At 50.2% G+C, this 18,129-nt stretch carries 15 protein-coding genes; 8 read left to right on the top strand and 7 right to left on the bottom strand.

From position 1 onward, the window contains the following. Positions 1-2: 2 nt before the first annotated feature. From BMZ51_RS01955 to ilvD, 6 genes are all read left to right on the top strand, one after another. Positions 3-824, top strand: coding sequence for an MBL fold metallo-hydrolase (locus BMZ51_RS01955; protein WP_068003198.1), 822 nt, complete (start codon positions 3-5; stop codon positions 822-824). Positions 825-910: 86 nt separating this feature from the next. Further along, positions 911-2,380, top strand: coding sequence for an adenylate/guanylate cyclase domain-containing protein (locus BMZ51_RS01950; RefSeq protein WP_068003202.1), 1,470 nt, complete (start codon positions 911-913; stop codon positions 2,378-2,380). Between the two features lie 111 nt (positions 2,381-2,491). Then, positions 2,492-3,259, top strand: coding sequence for an SDR family NAD(P)-dependent oxidoreductase (locus BMZ51_RS01945; protein WP_068003205.1), 768 nt, complete (start codon positions 2,492-2,494; stop codon positions 3,257-3,259). A gap of 175 nt (positions 3,260-3,434) precedes the next feature. Then, positions 3,435-4,775 carry an NAD(P)/FAD-dependent oxidoreductase gene (locus tag BMZ51_RS01940; RefSeq protein WP_068003208.1) on the top strand — a complete coding sequence of 447 codons (1,341 nt, stop codon included), beginning with the start codon at positions 3,435-3,437 and terminating at the stop codon, positions 4,773-4,775. A 17-nt stretch (positions 4,776-4,792) separates the two neighbouring features. Next, positions 4,793-6,094, top strand: a complete 1,302-nt coding sequence (locus BMZ51_RS01935; protein ID WP_068003211.1) for an NAD(P)/FAD-dependent oxidoreductase — start codon at positions 4,793-4,795, stop codon at positions 6,092-6,094. A gap of 193 nt (positions 6,095-6,287) precedes the next feature. Next, on the top strand, positions 6,288-8,135 hold the full coding sequence (ilvD, locus tag BMZ51_RS01930) for a dihydroxy-acid dehydratase (protein WP_068003213.1): 1,848 nt from the start codon (positions 6,288-6,290) through the stop codon (positions 8,133-8,135). Between the two features lie 171 nt (positions 8,136-8,306). Here ilvD and BMZ51_RS01925 read toward each other — a convergent pair whose 3' ends face one another. After that, positions 8,307-8,957 (bottom strand): peroxiredoxin, encoded by a 651-nt coding sequence (locus BMZ51_RS01925; RefSeq protein ID WP_068003216.1) that lies wholly within the window; start codon positions 8,955-8,957, stop codon positions 8,307-8,309. Between the two features lie 243 nt (positions 8,958-9,200). Between BMZ51_RS01925 and BMZ51_RS01920 the strand changes: the two genes are divergently transcribed. Then, positions 9,201-9,515: an ArsR/SmtB family transcription factor gene (locus BMZ51_RS01920; protein WP_068003221.1), complete on the top strand. Its 315-nt coding sequence runs from the start codon at positions 9,201-9,203 to the stop codon at positions 9,513-9,515. Beyond that, the gene (locus tag BMZ51_RS01915; protein ID WP_068003225.1) at positions 9,512-9,973 is read left to right on the top strand and encodes an SRPBCC family protein; all 462 of its coding nucleotides are present in this window, start codon (positions 9,512-9,514) and stop codon (positions 9,971-9,973) included. Before BMZ51_RS01920 ends, BMZ51_RS01915 begins: the two co-directional genes overlap by 4 nt. A gap of 52 nt (positions 9,974-10,025) precedes the next feature. Here BMZ51_RS01915 and BMZ51_RS01910 read toward each other — a convergent pair whose 3' ends face one another. From BMZ51_RS01910 to argE, 6 genes are all read right to left on the bottom strand, one after another. Beyond that, a complete protein-coding gene (locus tag BMZ51_RS01910) occupies positions 10,026-10,850 on the bottom strand; it encodes an ABC transporter permease (RefSeq protein ID WP_068003228.1) in 825 nt (274 codons plus the stop codon). After that, positions 10,843-11,610 (bottom strand): ABC transporter ATP-binding protein, encoded by a 768-nt coding sequence (locus BMZ51_RS01905; protein ID WP_068003231.1) that lies wholly within the window; start codon positions 11,608-11,610, stop codon positions 10,843-10,845. The genes BMZ51_RS01910 and BMZ51_RS01905 overlap by 8 nt, the downstream gene beginning before the upstream one ends. Before the next feature lie 61 nt (positions 11,611-11,671). Beyond that, positions 11,672-12,679, bottom strand: coding sequence for an ABC transporter substrate-binding protein (locus tag BMZ51_RS01900; RefSeq protein WP_068003234.1), 1,008 nt, complete (start codon positions 12,677-12,679; stop codon positions 11,672-11,674). Between the two features lie 298 nt (positions 12,680-12,977). Continuing rightward, positions 12,978-15,146, bottom strand: a complete 2,169-nt coding sequence (locus BMZ51_RS01895) for an anthranilate synthase (RefSeq protein ID WP_068003236.1) — start codon at positions 15,144-15,146, stop codon at positions 12,978-12,980. A 321-nt stretch (positions 15,147-15,467) separates the two neighbouring features. Further along, entirely contained in the window at positions 15,468-16,733 is a 1,266-nt protein-coding gene (locus BMZ51_RS01890; protein ID WP_068003239.1) for a glycosyltransferase family 87 protein, read from the bottom strand. A 176-nt stretch (positions 16,734-16,909) separates the two neighbouring features. Beyond that, the gene (gene argE / locus BMZ51_RS01885; RefSeq protein WP_068003241.1) at positions 16,910-18,064 is read right to left on the bottom strand and encodes an acetylornithine deacetylase; all 1,155 of its coding nucleotides are present in this window, start codon (positions 18,062-18,064) and stop codon (positions 16,910-16,912) included. Between the last annotated feature and the right edge of the window lie 65 nt (positions 18,065-18,129).

Below are 18,129 nucleotides of genomic sequence, written 5' to 3'. Positions count from 1 at the left end.
ACTTGAACGAGTTTTCTCTTAAAATTTGGGGCGTGCGTGGGTCAACGGCTGCGGCTGGTCCCGAAACGCTTAGATACGGCGGAGAAACCTCCTGTTTTCAAATTCAGGCAGGTGATGTTCTGTTGATGGTGGATTGTGGGTCTGGTGCACGCAATCTGGGCAATGAAATTATGAAGGGAACCGCCCGGGATATCGACCTTCTTTTCACGCATACACATCTGGACCATATATGTGGCCTTCCATTTTTTGAGCCTGCGTATGATCCAAGTTTCAAGATTACCGCCAAAGCGGGTCACTTCAACGATCCCTGCGACCTGAGAGATATCATCTGCCGGATCATGTCCCCCCCGATTTTTCCAGTAGGTGCGAACACACTAAGTGCGGTTTCCTTTAAAAGTTTCAAAGCTGGTGACACGCTGAAGAAAGACAATGGGCTGATAATCAAGACTGTTGCGCTAAACCATCCAGGTGGCGCCTGCGGTTACCGGATGGAATATAATGGTAAGTCCATGTGCATCATCACGGATCACGAAATGGGTAGCGCATCGCACGATGAAGCTGTTCTGGAGTTTATCCGCGATGCAGACGTCGTAATCCAGGATGGAATGTACACCCGCGCCGAATACCCAAGGTATAAGGGGTGGGGACATTCCACATGGGAGCATGTGGTGAGTACGTGCCAGCGCGCTAACGTGAAAACGCCCGTGATCTTTCATCATGATCCGCGGCGCACGGATGATGAATTGGACGAGATTGGTCTGGTTGCCCAGCAGATGCACCCGCGAGCAATCGTGGCATCTGAAGGGATGGTGTTCAAACCCTGAGTTCACCCACCCGTCGCTCGCAATAGATTGGATGAAACTGCGAGCAAACCAGCACCACGAAAATGTGGTGTGACGGGAGATAAGCGGTGGCAGTTGGAAGCAGTCCAGAAAATTCCGATCCTTCAAAAAAGCGCGGATCAGATAAAAAGCAGACTGTGGACTTGAGTGAGAAGTTCCATGGCATCTCTTATCAAACTAAACCTGCCCCCACCTTTATCCAATATCTGAAGCGTGGCGTCCTTGGTCCAAAAGCTCCTGAAGGAGACCTGCCAATTCGTGTGCGGCGTGAAGTTGCGCGTCAGGAAGCAGCTTCTGAACGCCTTATCGGTATCGTCCAGCTTGGCGTGATCATCTTCTTCGCCATTTTGTATGCGCTTGCCCCGCGTGCTGAGGGCACCATGGGGTTTAACTTCGTCCCCATTGCCTTTTCATGTTATCTGGTTTTCACTCTTATCCGTATATACGTCTCATTCACAGCCACCCTGCCTGTCTGGTATTTGGTTTTGTCGATTATGGCCGATGTGGCGCTGTTAGTCGGGTTGATTTTCTCGTTTCATATTCAATACGGGCAGCACCCCACCTTTTATCTCAAAGCCCCGACCTTGATGTATCTGTTCCTCTTTATTTCGCTCAGGGCTCTGCGCTTTGACCCAAGATACGTGATCCTTACAGGCGTTTTTGGGGCTCTGGGTTGGGTTGGGTTGGTGTTTTATGCGCTCATGTTTGAAGGGGGCGCGACGCGTGTCACACGCAATTACGTTGAATATCTGACAGGTGAGGCCGTTTTGATCGGCGCAGAGTTGGATAAGTTGATCATTATTCTCTCTGTGACCGCACTGCTGGCCCTCTCGATCTTTAGAGCGCGCAGGACTTTTTTTTCCGCCATTCGCCAGAAGAATGCGGTGAAAGATCTGAGTCGCTTTTTTACACCCGAAGTGGCAAGCTCCATTGTTGAATCTGAAAGCAGGCTTAAAGCAGGCACCGGAGAAATTCGTGAAGTAGCAATCCTGGTCGTCGATATCAGGTCCTTTACCAAAACCGCCGCCAAGCTCCCCCCTGAAACTATAATGAGGGTTTTGAGTCTGTATCAAAAGAAGGCAGCAAAGGCGATTTTGGGTGAGGGTGGCAAAATTGATAAGTTTCTAGGAGACGGCATCCTCGCCACTTTTGGTGCCGTGTCGGACAGTGAAACCTATGCAGCTGATGCTTTGCGTGCAGGTGTTGAACTCGCCCATATCCTTGAAGAAGAAAGCTCTGATATAGAAGCAGCAGGGTGGCCGCGGAGTTTTGAAATCGGGGTTGGAGTTGCGGCCGGGCCAGTAAGTGTTGGTGTGGTGGGGGTGCGTGATCGGCTGGAATTTACGGTGATTGGCGATGCCGTTAATCGTGCTGCAAAGCTTGAAGCTGCCAACAAAGTGCAAAGCACAAGGTTCCTTACCGATGGGGCGACTTATTCCATGGCCCTACGACAAGGGTATAAGGGAAACATGCTAGATTTAAAGTCCGAGTGTGTTGCAGGAATCAATGGAAAAGTAGACCTTGTGGCTTTGGCATAAGGAGCATTTTCTTTTGCCGACCCGTACATAAGGCATTGTGTTGCTTTCAAAGAATTTTGGCGGGAGCTTTGAAAGATGCGGGGCAAACAAATTGAATTGGGATGAGATTCCATGCAACTTAATAAAGAAATAGCAGCCGTTGTAACTGGCGGCTCATCAGGCCTAGGCGCGGCAACCGCACGGAAAATGGCCAGCCACGGCGTAAAAGTAACTCTCTTTGACGTAAACGAAGAAGTCGGCAAGGCAACTGCTGACGAGATCGGCGCGTTGTTTGTTAAAGTTGATGTCACCAGCGATGACAGTGTGAAAGCAGGTTTGGATGCAGCAGAAGCAGCGCACGGCCCAGCCCGTATTCTCGTAAACTGTGCAGGCATTGCTCCTGTTGCAAAAACGACGTCTCGCGGGGAACCGCACTCAATGGACATGTTCCAGGCGGTCATCAATGTGAACCTGGTTGGAACCTTCCGTTGTACTGCATTTGCAAGCACGCGCATGGCAACACTTGATCCGATCACGGATGATGGTGAACGCGGTGTGATTATCTCAACTGCATCTGTTGCAGCGTTCGAAGGACAGATCGGTCAGGCCGCTTATGCTGCGTCCAAGGGCGGTATTGCCGCTTTGACGTTGCCAGTAGCGCGTGACTTGTCCAAGTCTGGTATTCGTGTGATGACCATTGCGCCAGGTACGTTTGAAACGCCAATGTTGCGCGGCCTGTCTCAGGAAGTACAGGATTCTCTTGGGCAGCAGGTTCCGTTCCCATCGCGTCTGGGCCGTGGTGATGAGTACGCTCAGCTGGTTGAAGCAATTTTGCAAAACCCAATGCTCAACGGCGAAACTATTCGTTTGGACGGCGCGATCCGCATGTCTCCAAGATAAGCACTTTCTGGCCTGAGCTATGCATTGTCTCAGGCCAGTTTCAGTATCTAAAAATTGCCTAAAGGACTTAAGTCAAAGGTCGACTAAATGCTTAGGAAAGCAATCGTGCGATGACATCTCATTTCTGCTAGGCTTGCAGGGTTGTTTTCTGCAGACCTGATACCTTGAGACGCGTATGGCGACCTACACAAGTTCAACTGCAAAGCAGTTTTCTGGAAAAATTCCGGAACAAACAGACTTCCTCATAATCGGCGGTGGTATCATTGGCATCTGCACAGCCTACTGGCTCGCGCAAAAGGGTGTCCACGTGACGCTCTGCGAAAAAGGTCGTGTTGCAGGTGAGCAATCCAGCCGCAATTGGGGCTGGGTCCGCCAGCAGGGCAGGGATGCTGCTGAACTCCCAATTACAATAGAAAGTAATCGCCTCTGGCATCAACTGATGAAGGAAACGGGTGAAGACCTTGGGTTCCGGCAGCACGGTGTTTATTTCCTTGCTCAGAAAGAGGAGGAGCTAAGGAAATACGAGGAGTTCCTAGCTCTGGCTAAGCAGCATCAACTCGACACAAAGCTCTTGAGTGAGCGAGAGCTTTACAAACATGTTCCAGGTCGCAAAGGCAAATGGATTGGCGCTTTGCTGACCCCGAGCGATGGCCGTGCAGAGCCTTGGGTCGCGGTGCCTGCAATAGGCAGGGCAGCCGAGCGCAACGGCGCAATAATTGTTGAAGATTGTGCTGTCAGAACTTTGGAGTTTGAAGGCGGTAAACTCACAGGTGCTGTTACGGAAAAGGGGACCATCAAAGCAAATCGGGTTCTGCTCGCAGCAAGGGCATGGTCCTCCTTGTTTGCCCAAAACATTGGTGTTTCCATGCCTCAGCTTTCTGTGCGAGCAACGGTGGCAGCAACTAAAACAGCTCCAGATATCTTTAACGGCAATGCAGTCGACTCCAAATTTGCCTTTCGCAAACGGCAGGATGGCGGCTTCACTCTTGCTATCTGTGACCTGCATGAACATTACATTGGCAATGATTCATTTAGGCACCTTTCCAAGTGGTTACCGGCGGCAAAAGCGTCACTCAAAGGGATCTCTTTTGCAGTGAACTCACCGAAGAACTATCCAGGTTCGTGGAACCTCAAACGCAAATGGACTGGAGGGGATATCACCCCCTTTGAAACCTGCCGTGTGCTCAACCCTCCACCCAGTCAAACAGCCATAAAACGCATTCAAACCCGGCTGGTGGATCGATTGCCACAGCTGCAAGGTTTGAAGCTTGAGGAAAGCTGGGCCGGTATGATCGATGCCCTGCCTGATTTCGTGCCGATTATGGATGAGGTCCCAACCCAGAAGGGCGTGTTTGTTGCTACCGGATTTTCCGGCCACGGCTTTGGAATAGGACCGGCGGCAGGTCGCATCATGTCAGACATGATGATGGATAAACCAGCAGACCATGACTTGACGCGGTTTAGATATTCAAGATTTTCCGATGGGTCCAAAATCGAACTCGGCCCATTCATATAAGTTCACTGAGTACACAAATGATCTACCCAAATAAAAACCCACAGCTGTTCCATGGAAAACAGCCACAAGAAACCGATGTGTTAATTATTGGCGGGGGCATCATTGGGGTGTGTACCGCGTATTATCTTGCAAAGAAGGGTGTCAAAGTCACTCTTTGTGAAAAAGGACGTGTTGCAGGGGAACAGTCCAGCCGAAACTGGGGGTGGATCCGTCAGCAGGGCCGTGATGAGCCAGAAATTCCCTTATCAATCGAATCTCGTCGTTTGTGGGCGGAGCTTTGCGCGCAAACCGGTGAAGACTTGGGATACCAAACCACTGGCGTTTACTACCTTGCTGAAAAACAAAGTGACCTGGAGGGGTTCGAGAACTTTGTAGACCTTGCTCGCCAATATGAACTCGGCACCTGTATGATTTCACGGGACAAGGTGTATGAAGCTATTCAGGGCAAGGCCGGACGTTGGATTGGCGCTATGCACACCGCAAGTGATGGACGCATTGAACCGGGACAAGCAACACTTGGCATAGCCAAAGCCGCTGAGCGACTGGGTGCAGTGATCTGCGAAAACAATGCGGTTCGTACTCTGGTGAAGTCTGGAGGTGAGGTTGTCGGTGCCGTTACCGAACAAGGTGAAATCACAGCGGGACAAATCGTATTGGCTGGTGGCGCATGGTCATCTTTGTTTGCCTCAAATGCTGGCATTAAGTTGCCACAGCTTTCGGTGGAACTGACAGTCGCAGCAACACAAGCAGTGCCTGACGTTTTTCCCGCTATTGCATCTGACAACACCTTTGCCTTGCGTAGGCGTCAGGATGGCGGTTACACGATTGCGCTGAAAAACAATCAGACACATCATATTGGTCCAGATTCATTCAAATTCCTGAGGCAATGGCTTCCCAATATGGTCGAGAATATGAAGGGCACACACATCAAACCGTGGGCACCAAATCATTACCCTGACCAATGGACGCAAAAACGGCGTTGGAATGGGGAGGAAATATCTCCGTTTGAAAAAATGCGTGTGCTCAACTCCAAACCTAATCAGCGCGAACTTGTGGCCTTAGCAGATGCATTTACAGACAGGTTCCCACAGCTAAAAGGCACCAAACTCAAAAATGCTTGGGGCGGGATGATCGACGCTATGCCTGATTTTATGCCTGTCATAGATAAAGCGCCTCAACAGGAAAAACTGCATATCGTGACAGGCTTTTCAGGTCATGGGTTCGGGATTGGCCCTTCTGTAGGGCGCTTGATGGCAGATGTTTTAACTGGCCAGCCATCAGGCCATGACCTGTCCAGTTTCGCGTTTGGAAGATTTTAGCTCACCTTAGACTTGAGCCGCCGATAGCGGACACTAAAGAAATGCTCAAGCGATCAAAAAGGAAAAGAGGCGTACCCGCGGGTACTCTTTTCATTCCTATTAGTGTAAGCTGGAGAAAAGTTGCCAAGTTAGTCCTTTGAAACTAACTAGTTTGCAATAAGTAGATAAACCACTCGCCAGATCGGGGTTTTCAATGCCAAACTATCGTTCGCGCACTTCCACTCATGGCCGTAATATGGCAGGCGCTCGCGGCCTATGGCGGGCAACTGGTGTTAAAGAAGGGGACTTCGGCAAACCAATTATTGCTGTTGTAAACTCATTCACACAGTTCGTTCCAGGTCACGTGCATTTGAAAGACCTTGGCCAGCTTGTTGCAAGAGAAATTGAGCAAGCAGGTGGTATTGCCAAAGAGTTCAACACGATCGCAGTCGATGACGGCATCGCGATGGGCCACGACGGCATGCTCTATTCTCTGCCATCGCGAGAGCTGATCGCAGACTCCGTGGAATACATGGTCAACGCCCATTGTGCCGATGCCATGGTGTGTATCTCCAACTGCGATAAGATCACTCCTGGTATGTTGATGGCCTCCCTGCGCCTCAATATTCCAACTGTGTTTGTATCCGGCGGGCCGATGGAAGCGGGTAAGGTCGTTCTGGCCAACGGAGAAAAGCGCAAGGTTGATCTCGTCGACGCGATGATTGCAGCCGCTGATGACAGTGTTTCTGACAGCGATGTTGAATCAATTGAGCGCAGTGCATGCCCAACTTGTGGGTCGTGCTCAGGCATGTTTACGGCAAACTCCATGAACTGTCTGATGGAAGCACTGGGTCTGGCCTTGCCGGGTAATGGCTCAACATTGGCAACACATGCTGACCGTAAGCGTCTGTTCGTGGAGGCCGGACACCTGATTGTTGATCTTGCTAAAAGATACTACGAGCAGGAAGATGAAAATGTCCTGCCGCGTAACATTGCCAACTTCAAAGCCTTTGAAAATGCAATGATTATGGATATCGCCATGGGCGGTTCTACAAACACCGTTCTGCATTTGCTGGCGGCCGCGCAGGAGGGCGAGGTCGACTTCACCATGGAAGATATCGACCGCTTGTCGCGCATTGTGCCTGTTCTGTGTAAGGTTGCTCCTTCGGTTGCAAACGTACATATGGAAGACATTCACCGTGCCGGTGGCATCCTGGGTATTTTAGGTGAGTTGGACCGTGCGGGTCTGATCGATACATCTGTTAAGTCAGTCCATGCAAAAGACTTGGCTGATGCTCTTGAGCGCTGGGACATCAAACGCACCGACAGCGAAAGTGTACGAGAGTTCTTCTCTGCCGCTCCCGGCGGCGTCCCAACACAAGTCGCCTTCTCTCAAAGCTCGCGCTACGCTGAAGGTGTGGACGATGACCGTGAAGGCGGTGTTATCCGCTCTAAAGAACACGCTTTCTCGCAGGATGGCGGGCTGGCCGTTCTTTACGGAAACCTGGCGGAAGACGGATGTATCGTTAAAACCGCAGGCGTTGATGATAGCATCCTCAAGTTCTCCGGCGCGGCACGCATTTTTGAATCACAAGATTCAGCGGTAAGCGCAATCCTCACCGGTAAGGTGAAAGAGGGCGATATTGTTTTGATCCGCTACGAAGGCCCTCGCGGTGGTCCAGGCATGCAGGAAATGCTGTACCCAACGAGCTACCTGAAGTCTAAAGGCCTTGGCAAAGCCTGTGCGCTTGTCACAGATGGTCGCTTCTCCGGTGGGTCTTCGGGTCTTTCTATCGGCCACGTCTCGCCAGAAGCAGCTGAGGGGGGCAATATTGGCTTGCTGGAAGAAGGCGATATGATCGATATCGACATTCCAAACCGTAAGATCGAGATGCGTGTTTCTAATGCAGATCTTGCATCCCGCCGCACAGCTATGGAAGCCAAAGGCAAGCAGGCATGGAAGCCAGTTGAAACACGTAACCGTAAGGTCTCAACTGCTCTGAAAGCCTATGCCGCAATGACAACCAGCGCGGCAAAAGGCGCGGTTCGCAAGGTTGACTAAATCAATGGTAAGCCCCGTAGAGACGATATCTACGGGGCTTTGTTGTTAAGCGCAGTCCAACGGATAAGTCCGTGAGTTTGGTAAAAAACACGGCTGAGAGTTAGGTGTGAGAACGCAGAGAAAAGGCCGCTCCGATGAAAGAGCAGCCTGCTAATGTCTATTGTAATTGGATTAACTTGGCGGCGAGACAAAACGCAGGTATGGCAGTACCGTTTTTACCGAGCCAAATTTAGCCTCTGCAACTTCTGTGCTGACGGCCGGTGGTACAATCACATCCTGTCCAATTTGCCAATCCGCTGGTGTTGCAACGCCCTTGGCTGACATCTGAAGCCCATCCAAAGCCCGAAGAATCTCTGCAAAGTTTCGCCCGACTGTCATCGGATAGGTCATCATGAGTTTGACTTGCTTGTCTGGCCCAATGATAAAGACGGACCGCACAGTGGCAGAGTCTGCTGGGGTACGGCCATCGGGCAGAACATACTCCGCAGGCAGCATGTCAAACGCTTTCGCCATTTCCAGTCCGGCATCCGCGACAATAGGGAAATCTGGCTGAGCCCTACCGACAGATTCAATGTCGACTTTCCATTTCTTGTGATCCTCAACGCCGTCAACGGACACCCCTAAAACCTTGGTGTTCCGCTTGGCCCATTCCTGGCTGAGCTGAGCAACAGCTCCAAATTCTGTAGTGCAAACGGGTGTGAAGTCTTTGGGGTGAGAGAAAATGATCGCCCAGCTATCGCCAACCCATTCATGCAGACTTATGTCCCCATGATCTGTCGAAACGGTCAAATTTGGGATTGTATCGTTTATGCGCAAAACCATGACTTGTCCTTTTTTGAACTGGCGACTGTACTGATCGACGCCCCCAATAGGCCAATGTATGGCCCGGCGCTATCTTCACTCAATTCCGGTCCTGCAAGCAACAGGATTGGTTGTTTCTATCAAATTAAATTTCTGCGAAACAATAAACGCAAAAATACCGGCCCGATTTGCTGAGCAACTGGTTCTTTTGGGAGGATCAATTTCAAACTTGACAGCTAGGTAAGTTAACTCTTACGGTAAGTCATGACTTACGAAAAAATTCTTCACGCACTTGCAGATGATACTCGTCGCAAAATCTTTGAAGATTTGCGCTCTGGCCCTAAAAATGTCAAAGCACTTTCTCTGTCAAAGGATGTCAGCAGGCCAGCTGTCTCCCAACACCTGAAAGTGCTGGAGCGTGCTGGGCTTGTACAAGCACATCAATGTGGGACCTCAAGGATTTATAGGCTCAAGAGCGATGGGACTTCCCCTTTGCGTGAATACCTCGACCAGTTTTGGGAGGAGGCGTTACATGCTTTTGCAAATGAAATTGCTGACCAACAGGAGGTCGAAAAATGATTACGCCAGTGGTAAAAATAATCAAAGTAAAGTGTAGCCCTGAGAAAGCCTTTGAAGTTTTTACAGGTGACTTTAGCAAATGGTGGCCAACACAAACCCATTCTGTGACTGCGATGAATGGAGGTGAGCTGCCGGATGTTTTCTGCGAACGAAAAGAAGGTGGTAAGCTTTATGAGGTTGCTAAGGATGGCACCCGCCACGACTGGGGCACCATAAAGCTTTACCAGCCAGCTCAGGCTTTCTCCATTCTCTGGCACATCAATAACCCCGAACAAATGGCAACGTGCGTTGACGTAACCTTTGAGAAGGACGGGGAGGGGACAAAAGTTGTCCTAAGTCATCATGACTGGGAAAAACTTGGCGAATATGGCCCCGCGATGCGCGAAAGCTATAACAATGGCTGGGTAAGCGTGTTCGAGAAGAACTTCAAAGAAGCGTGCAACGCCGCTGCTGATTAGCCAGAACCTCGCTGAGTTAGCCCCAGCGAGGTTTATTGTTTAATTTAAGTCGTCAACCGCGCCAGTTTAAAAGTGCTTTTTCAGTGCGCCCGATCAACCAGCTCACACACAGCCCCAAAATTGAGAGCATAGCCACGCCGACGATCAGTTGGTCTGTGGCAAATAAAGATCCTGCCATCAAAACATAAGCGCCAATACCATACTCTGCACCGATCATTTCAGCAGCTACGAGCAGGATGATCGCAATGCTGGCGGAGATACGTGCGCCTGAAAGGATTGCAGGCAACGCCCCCGGTAATATGATTTTCCGTACAATTGAAAACCGGCTCATACCAAAGGACTGACCCATGCGGATCAATCCACGTTCAACGTTATCAACGCCGCCATAGGTGGCAATGACCGTTGGAAAGAAGGTCCCAAACAGAATTGTTGCAACTTTGGACCCTTCGCCGATACCAAACCAGATGATGAACAAAGGCAGCAAAGCAATCTTTGGAATTGGGAAGAATGCAGAGGTAAGCGGGAGCAAACTAGCGCGTGCCAAGGAGAATAGCCCGATCAGTAGTCCCACCAAAATGCCAAGCGCAGTTCCAATGCACCAGCCAAAAACAAGCCGGTAAAGACTTGTGCTGACATGCTTCCAGAGAAGGCCGGAATTATAAAGGTCCATGAAGGCATGAAATGCTTCTGACGGCGCAGGCAAAACCAGGTTGCTAATGAAACCGGTCTGAGACCCAAACTCCCAAAACAAGACCAGAACGAGAAAGACAAAGGGTGCAACAAAGCGGATGGGGCGTGGCTTAAATCCACCACCACGAAACGGCACTTTTTTGCGTTCGCGTTGCACAGGGTGCTGGGGTTGGGTTTGATTAGGCATCAGCAAGCTCCCGGTCTGCGGCAAGGGCTTCTTCGCGCATCATCTGCCAAAGCTGCTGTTGCACATCTTCCAGCTCAGCAGAGCGCTCTCGTCTCTCTTCAAGCGGTATGCGGATCTCAACTACATCGCGCACTTGTCCAGGACGGCGCGAAAGCACAATCACCTTGTGCCCAAGACGCACGGCTTCACCAAGGTTATGTGTCACGTAACAGGCAGAAAATTTCTCACGGGCCCAAAGCTCGACCAAATCATCCATCAACAGCTCACGTGTCTGACTGTCCAACGCAGAAAGCGGCTCGTCCATCAGTAAAAAAGCTGGGCGTACTGCCAGAGCACGTGCAATCGCCACGCGCTGTTTCATCCCGCCAGAAAGCTGTCTTGGCAGTGCATCGTGGAATTCTGATAGATTAGTGCGGGTAAGCACATCGTTGATGATGGCCTCGCTCTCTCTTTTGGAAAGCTTATGGTCTTCAAGCACCAAAGAGATATTTCCAGCAACAGAGCGCCACGGCAGCAGTGCAAAGTCCTGAAAGATATAGGTGAGGGGGTTGAGAGACCCTTCTGGCACTTGCCCTGCGATGTAGGCCGCTCCCTGGCAGGGCTCTTCAAGACCACCCATCAATCGCAAAAGTGTAGATTTGCCACAGCCCGACGGACCAATGATTACCGCAATTTCACCGGGATTAAAGGTCAAATTGACGTTGCTCAAAACGTCAATAGCGCCATAGCAATGGCTTAGGTTTTCAATGGAGATTTGCATTTAATCCAGCCGGACTAGAAAGAGCATTGCCCACCAGTAATGGGCAATGCGGAGTGTTGGGTTAGAATGTTTCAACGAACCTGGAATCAACCAGCTTGTCCAGCGTGACACCAGATGGAACCAGCCTTTCACTCTTAAACCAATTCAGCTGATCTTCCACGCTTGCCATATTCAGTGCAGCACCGGCATTCAGGCGCATAGCTCCATTTTGAATGGAAGGAGCAGCCTTCTCCAGCGGTCGGTCAGCATAAACGTATTTGTGGATCAGCTTCACCATATCATCGGCAGTCGCATCGCCTTCAGTTTTGTCAACCAGTGCCGCGTTGAAGTCAGCTGCACCCTTGGAATATGCACTAAGGAAGGTCTTTACCAGCTCAGGGTTGTTTGTGGTGTTCTTCGTTGATGTGAAGACCGTGGTCACCTGGTAGTTTGGAATGTAATCGGAGACATTGCCAATCACCTCCACCTGAGGAGCCTTGCCAAGGCCTTTCGCGATATGGGGAACAATAGCCCATGCATCAATCTGAGCGCTCTTGAGAGCACCAATAACGGCACCAACTTTCTGAAGTGGCCGCACCTTGATGTCTTTGCGCTCAAACCCTTCTTTGTCCGCAATCTTATGCGCCATGTAATGGAAAGACGAACCTGCTGTAGTCACGCCAAAGCTATGACCTTTCAGGTCAGCTGGTGTCTTAAGGCCTGCATCATAGGCAGCCTTGGAAGCAAGGATCATTTGCCCGTCAATGCCGCCTTCTTCTTGCAGCGCGCCGCCGATGACTTTCACAGCACCCTTGTCAGCAAGACTGATCAGCCCCCCGGAAATTGCAGTCAGGCCGAAGTCAACATCGCCCGATGCAATGGCAAGCGCCATTGGCTGAGCCGCCTGAAAGAACTTGAACTCAACGTCCAGGCCCGCGTCGGCAAAATAACCTTTTTCATAGGCAACGAAGTTTGCAGCGTGAGATGTGAACCGCAGTGCACCCACAGTGATTTTTTCTGCTGCCCAAGCTGATGAGGCAAATGGACCGCTCAGGATCACTGCACTCATCATAATACCGCGTACTTTCATAGTTGTCCCCTCAGATCACTGGTCGACAATAAAACCACCAGTCTTTTAATTAAACTCGCATAGATTAGGTTTTTATCGCAATCAGCTCACATGCAGTCTTGCAATATTCTCAATGTTTTGTAGTTGGTTGGAAGTCTGCAAGACCTGCTATGCTTTAAAATGAGATTATAGCGATACATTATGTCGCCATTCCGGTGCTTTTTGCAGAGCTGGTGTTTGTCGCAAAAGGGGCCGGAGCAATCTTTGTACTCCAGCCCCCTAAATTCAACTGATTAATGAATCACATTAAGCCAGAGGCTTAAGCTGTAACCTTCCTAATCAGGTTTTCCATGACATTCTCGATGATCTTGTGGCCTGCATCCTGATCCAAAGACATGATGGACTCTGGGTGGAACTGTACGGCAGCGATTGGTTCACTCTTATGCTCAATCGCCATCACCACGTCGTCTTTGGTTTCTGACGTCACCTCAAAGCAGTCTGGCAAACTATCCCGCTTTGCAAACAAGGAGTGGTATCGTCCAACCGTAACAGGAGAGCCAAGACCAGCGAATAGGCGAGAATGTGCCTTGAAGGAAACCAGTGATGGTTTGCCATGGACGGGAACGTCCAGCTGGCCAAGTTCGCCGCCAAAAGCCTCAGTCAGAGCCTGAAGGCCAAGGCATACTCCAAAGATCGACAGGCTCCGTGCCCTCGCTCGCTCAATGGTAGCCTTACAATCAAAATCTGCCGGAGAGCCTGGGCCTGGTGAGAGAACCACAAGGTCTGGCTGCACGCGTTCAAACACTTCATCCAGAACAGGACTACGGTAGGTAACAACGTCGGCTCCGGTCTGGCGAAAGTAGTTTGCCAGTGTATGCACAAAGCTGTCCTCGTGATCCACTAGTAGGATCTTTTTGCCCTTACCCGGCTTGGCTTTTGGTGCTTGCTCTTCGGATTTGAGGGCAAGACCTGCTTCACGAACAGCAGCAATCATTGCAGATGCTTTCAGCTCAGTTTCCGCTTCTTCATCCTCAGGGTTGCTATCATAAAGCAAAGTCGCGCCTGCGCGAATTTGTGCGATACCCTCTTTGATGCGTACAGTACGAAGCGTCAGGCCGGTGTTCATGTCTCCGTTAAAGAGCACGGCACCAATTGCCCCGCCATACCAGGCGCGTGGGCTGCGCTCGTGCTCTTCAATAAACTGCATTGCCCAACGTTTTGGTGCGCCGGTCACAGTTACCGCCCATGTGTGCGACAGGAAAGCATCCAGTGCATCCTTGCCATCCAGCAATGTCCCCTCAATGTGATCCACCGTATGGATCAAACGAGAGTACATTTCGATTTGCCGGCGGCCAATAACACGCACAGATTCAGGCACGCAGATGCGACTTTTATCGTTACGGTCCACATCCGAGCACATGGTCAGTTCGGCTTCATCCTTGGCGGAGTTGAGCAGCTTACGGATCTGTGCTTCATCTTCAATCGCGTTCTTACCACGGCGAATGGTGCCAGAGATCGGGCAGGTTTCAACCCGACGACCACCGGTAACGCGCACATACATCTCAGGCGATGCACCAACCAGATACTCAGCATTTCCAAGATTGATGAAGAACGAATACGGCGATGGATTTATCTGTTGCAAACGACGCGAAACGGCAGATGGAGGGTTGGTACAAGGCTCATAAAAGACCTGACCCGGCACCGTCTCAAACAAATCTCCACGTTTGAAATAATCAACTGCAGAACGTACAAGATCGGCATATTCACCCGGTTCATGATCGCCGCGAGCTGGTGTTTCATCAGCAGCCTTGTATGGGGTTTCTTCGCCATCGCGGGGCAAACCGTTCGTGGTCTTGGAGTTCACCTCAAAATCGTATTCCAGCACATGGGCTTTGCGTCCATAGTGGTCAACAATCAAGATTTCATCTGGCAAAAACAGCACCATATCGCGCTGGTCGTCAGGTCTTTGAAGTTTTTGATTGATCGGCTCAAACTGGAACGTTAGGTCATAACCAAACGCACCATAAAGCCCCAGCTGATCATCATCACAGGAAAACAGATCAACAAGTGCACGCACCACAGAAAATGTGGAGGGCTGGCGTGAACGCTCTTCCTCCGAAAATGCACGATCTGGTGTCTTGATTGTCAGATCAATACGGTAATCATCAGCAGAAAACTCTGCAATATCCTCATGGCCCTCAAGGGCGCCAATGACAGCAGGCATTAACACCTTGCCGCGCTCATTCAATGCTTGAACGGTGATTTTGCGGTCGTTGGATTCCACCAGCAATGGCGGATTGACCAACGCCATATCCCAACGGGTATATCGGCCCGGGTATTCATAGGAGGAGGAAAGAACGGCACCGCGTTGACGGTCCAGACGATCCATCCACTCGCTAGTACCCGCAGCATAATCAGCATCTCGGCTTTTGCGGCTGATAATAACGCCGCCTTTGCTCTTATATGTCCGTTCTGCCGTGATCGGCATCGTCAATCCTCCGGGTCGTGCGCACCAATAGTCCAATGTTTGCGAGGCGTCAGATACAACAAAGCCGCCTGCAAGGAATGCGGCGGCTTGGAAAATACAAGTCTACAAGACATGCGTGATCAGCCACCGTTACCGGCGCCACCACCACTGCATATTTTGTGAGTTCATAATTATCATGCCAGTTTCATATCGCAACGCAGGGTCAGGTGCAATGTTAAAATACCCTTGCGAACCGGCAGGCACATAACAATGTGGAGCAAATGCCGGTGCCTTAGCGCGATCCACAAAAATAGACCCAATATAGATGAATTCTCTGCGCTACTAAGAGTTTCTCAAAGTAACGGGGTCGGGTGATTGTATGAACCGGCGCATTCCTAATAGCAGAATCGAGAGTGGTAAGAGAGGGGCGATTGGCGTTCCAAATTGCAAAGCGATTGAAGCAGTTGAGCTTGAGAGAACGATGAAACTGGCCAGCGCTGCTTTTTCGTAAGGAAGGAAGCCGTGTTTGAGGCCATCTCGGATTAGGAATGCGCATGGCACTATGAGCAGTGTTAAATCATAGTTTAGGGCAAACGGAGTTGCTAGTAACCCGCCTGCAACGAGGACGGCTGCTCTGATCGACATTTTCTCGCAATACCTCCACGTTATCCATACACATATGAGAACAGCTAATGCGCTAATGATCTGTAGTGAAAACGAGTTGGCATGCCCGATGTTGAGCTGGCGAAGGCTACTATAAATAGAGATCATCTTTCCCCAGCTGACACCATTGCTGTGCATCACTTCAGAGGTAACGGGGATTTGTTGTAAGAAGCTGATCCAGGCACTCTCGCCAAGAAGTGCAAGACTTAACCCAGCGACAACGGCAGTGGTTATGGTTGCGCTCGTAAAACAGTGCCAGTTTGCGCCCGCAATAAGCGCAAATGGAATGAGCATTCCAAGTTGAGGCTTAATGGTCAGTATGCCAAGCACTATGCCAGCTATAACGGGCTTTTTACGCTCCAGCCCAATCAAGAAAAGTGCATAAAGCGCTGTTGTTAAAGCTGCATTTTGGCCATGCATAGCATTGTTCAGGCTGGCCGGTATCACAGTAAGAGCGGCTGCCCAAACCCAGTTACCGACAATTAACCTCAAGGCGCACCATAACAACAGTGTTGTTGTTCCAATAAAAGCTAAAAAGGCAAGCTTCATGGGAAGTAGCGCATATGGAATTTGAATAAGTTGGAATGTCGGGGGATAGAAAAATGCAAAAACTGTATCAGATTCCGAAACCTGATTTTGAAGCGCTGCAAATTCCGCAAGATTATAGACAAGTTCTGGTGTGCCTGAAATAGCTTGCTGGCCAGCAAGCCAAAAGCTGAAGTAGTCTATCAAGAACGTGCCGTTTGGTGATGTAAAGGCATTGGGTATCAGAAGTAGGTATGTGAGTATAAAGACAAGCAAAACTGCTGCATAAAGGCTTGAGAACCTGATCTTGTCCCAAGTAAACCACTCCCCGTTGCGCACATTTCGGTGCCAGAAAATTTTTGAGTGGGAAAGCAATTTGCTGTGCTGTGGTGTGACGCGGTCGTCAATTTTGGACACCATGAACTTCGCTCTCCCCAAAAGCTTCGTAAAAAGTACCTAATGATTTCACACTGGGGTTACCAATCTCTTTCTTGAACGCTGCAACAGCGAATGTTGAAATCACCAACATAAGATAAAAAAAATCTGAGCCCATCACGGACGGGCTCAGTGCTAAAATTAAGAGTGTGTTTCAGCTTCTAAGCGCAAGCGTGTTGGATTAAGCGGTCGAGGAAGCCGTCGCATTTATCCAGCTCAGATTGCTTGATGTACTCATCCGGTTTGTGCGCCTGCTCAATAGAACCTGGGCCACAAACAACGGTTGGAACGTTCAAGATACTCTGAACAAGGCCAGCCTCAGTACCGTAAGCAACTTTTGCATGGTCATTTCGCCCAGCTAGTTTTTTAGCCAAAACGGTCACGTTCGCTTCAACTTCAGTATCCAGACCAGGAATTTCTGAGTAAGGCACAAACTCGATATCAGCTTTGTCGTAGACCTTGCGCATTTCTGGAAGAAGCTCTTCAAGCGCGTAACGTTTTATTTCCTCCATGCAGGCAGAGAGGCTTTCTGTTGGCAAGACGCGGAACTCAAAAATCACTTCGCAGTGTTCTGGAACGATGTTGAGCGCAGTACCGCCGCTCATCACTCCAGTGTGCGCAGTCGAGTAGGGCAGGTCAAACAGCTCATCGCTTGGGCCTGCTGCCAGTTCGCGGGCCATGTCTTCCAGTTTGGCGACAAGGCGCGCAGCATAGTGAATCGCGTTGACACCCTGCGGAGCTAGAGACGAGTGACACGACAAGCCAGTAAAGATTGCGCGGTAGGAGGCTTTGGATTTGTGAGCAACAACAACCTGCATGTCGGTTGGTTCGCCAACAAAACAGGCTTCTGCCTTAAAACCTTCTCCGGCAAGTTTGCGAAGGACAGGCTGAACACCAGTGCAGCCGGTTTCTTCATCATAAGAGAACATAAGGTGGAATGGCTTGCTCAGCGGCGCCTTTACCATCTCAGGCACTTTTGCAAGAGAACAGGCAACGAAACCTTTCATGTCGCAAGAGCCACGACCGTAAAGCAATCCGTCCTCTTCGCGCAAGGTGAAGGGGTCTGAGCTCCAATCCTGACCTGCAACAGGCACGACATCGGTATGCCCGGAAAGAATATATCCATCATCGCCAGAACCGCCGATGGTCGCAAACAGGCTCGCCTTCTCACCGCTCTCATCGTGAAGCAGGGAAGATGAAACACCCAAATCAGAAAGGTATTCTTCTACCCATTTGATGAGTGGAAGGTTTGTTTTTGCGCTGACCGTGTCAAAGCTAACCAGCTTTGCAAGGATTTCTTGGCTTGTCATTGTCATGGGAAATTCTTTCGAAATGTCGGATTCGTTAAGCCCGACTATAGAAAGAGAAACCCGTTTGTAAA

The organism is Pseudovibrio axinellae, assembly GCF_900110875.1.
GTDB classification, from domain to species: Bacteria; Pseudomonadota; Alphaproteobacteria; order Rhizobiales; family Stappiaceae; genus Pseudovibrio; species Pseudovibrio axinellae.
The sequence above is the reverse complement of the archived record's forward strand: the minus strand, read 5'-3'. Positions and strand labels throughout refer to the sequence as shown.

What these genes read in the sequence shown, in the direction of transcription:
- BMZ51_RS01945 (WP_068003205.1), top strand. Translation starts at nt 2,492, where the DNA reads ATGCAACTTAATAAAGAAATAGCAGCCGTTGTAACTGGCGGCTCATCA.
- BMZ51_RS01940 (WP_068003208.1), top strand. Translation starts at nt 3,435, where the DNA reads ATGGCGACCTACACAAGTTCAACTGCAAAGCAGTTTTCTGGAAAAATT.
- BMZ51_RS01935 (WP_068003211.1), top strand. Translation starts at nt 4,793, where the DNA reads ATGATCTACCCAAATAAAAACCCACAGCTGTTCCATGGAAAACAGCCA.
- ilvD (WP_068003213.1), top strand. Translation starts at nt 6,288, where the DNA reads ATGCCAAACTATCGTTCGCGCACTTCCACTCATGGCCGTAATATGGCA.
- BMZ51_RS01925 (WP_068003216.1), bottom strand. Translation starts at nt 8,957, where the DNA reads ATGGTTTTGCGCATAAACGATACAATCCCAAATTTGACCGTTTCGACA.
- BMZ51_RS01920 (WP_068003221.1), top strand. Translation starts at nt 9,201, where the DNA reads ATGACTTACGAAAAAATTCTTCACGCACTTGCAGATGATACTCGTCGC.
- BMZ51_RS01915 (WP_068003225.1), top strand. Translation starts at nt 9,512, where the DNA reads ATGATTACGCCAGTGGTAAAAATAATCAAAGTAAAGTGTAGCCCTGAG.
- BMZ51_RS01910 (WP_068003228.1), bottom strand. Translation starts at nt 10,850, where the DNA reads ATGCCTAATCAAACCCAACCCCAGCACCCTGTGCAACGCGAACGCAAA.
- BMZ51_RS01905 (WP_068003231.1), bottom strand. Translation starts at nt 11,610, where the DNA reads ATGCAAATCTCCATTGAAAACCTAAGCCATTGCTATGGCGCTATTGAC.
- BMZ51_RS01900 (WP_068003234.1), bottom strand. Translation starts at nt 12,679, where the DNA reads ATGAAAGTACGCGGTATTATGATGAGTGCAGTGATCCTGAGCGGTCCA.
- BMZ51_RS01895 (WP_068003236.1), bottom strand. Translation starts at nt 15,146, where the DNA reads ATGCCGATCACGGCAGAACGGACATATAAGAGCAAAGGCGGCGTTATT.
- BMZ51_RS01890 (WP_068003239.1), bottom strand. Translation starts at nt 16,733, where the DNA reads ATGGTGTCCAAAATTGACGACCGCGTCACACCACAGCACAGCAAATTG.
- argE (WP_068003241.1), bottom strand. Translation starts at nt 18,064, where the DNA reads ATGACAATGACAAGCCAAGAAATCCTTGCAAAGCTGGTTAGCTTTGAC.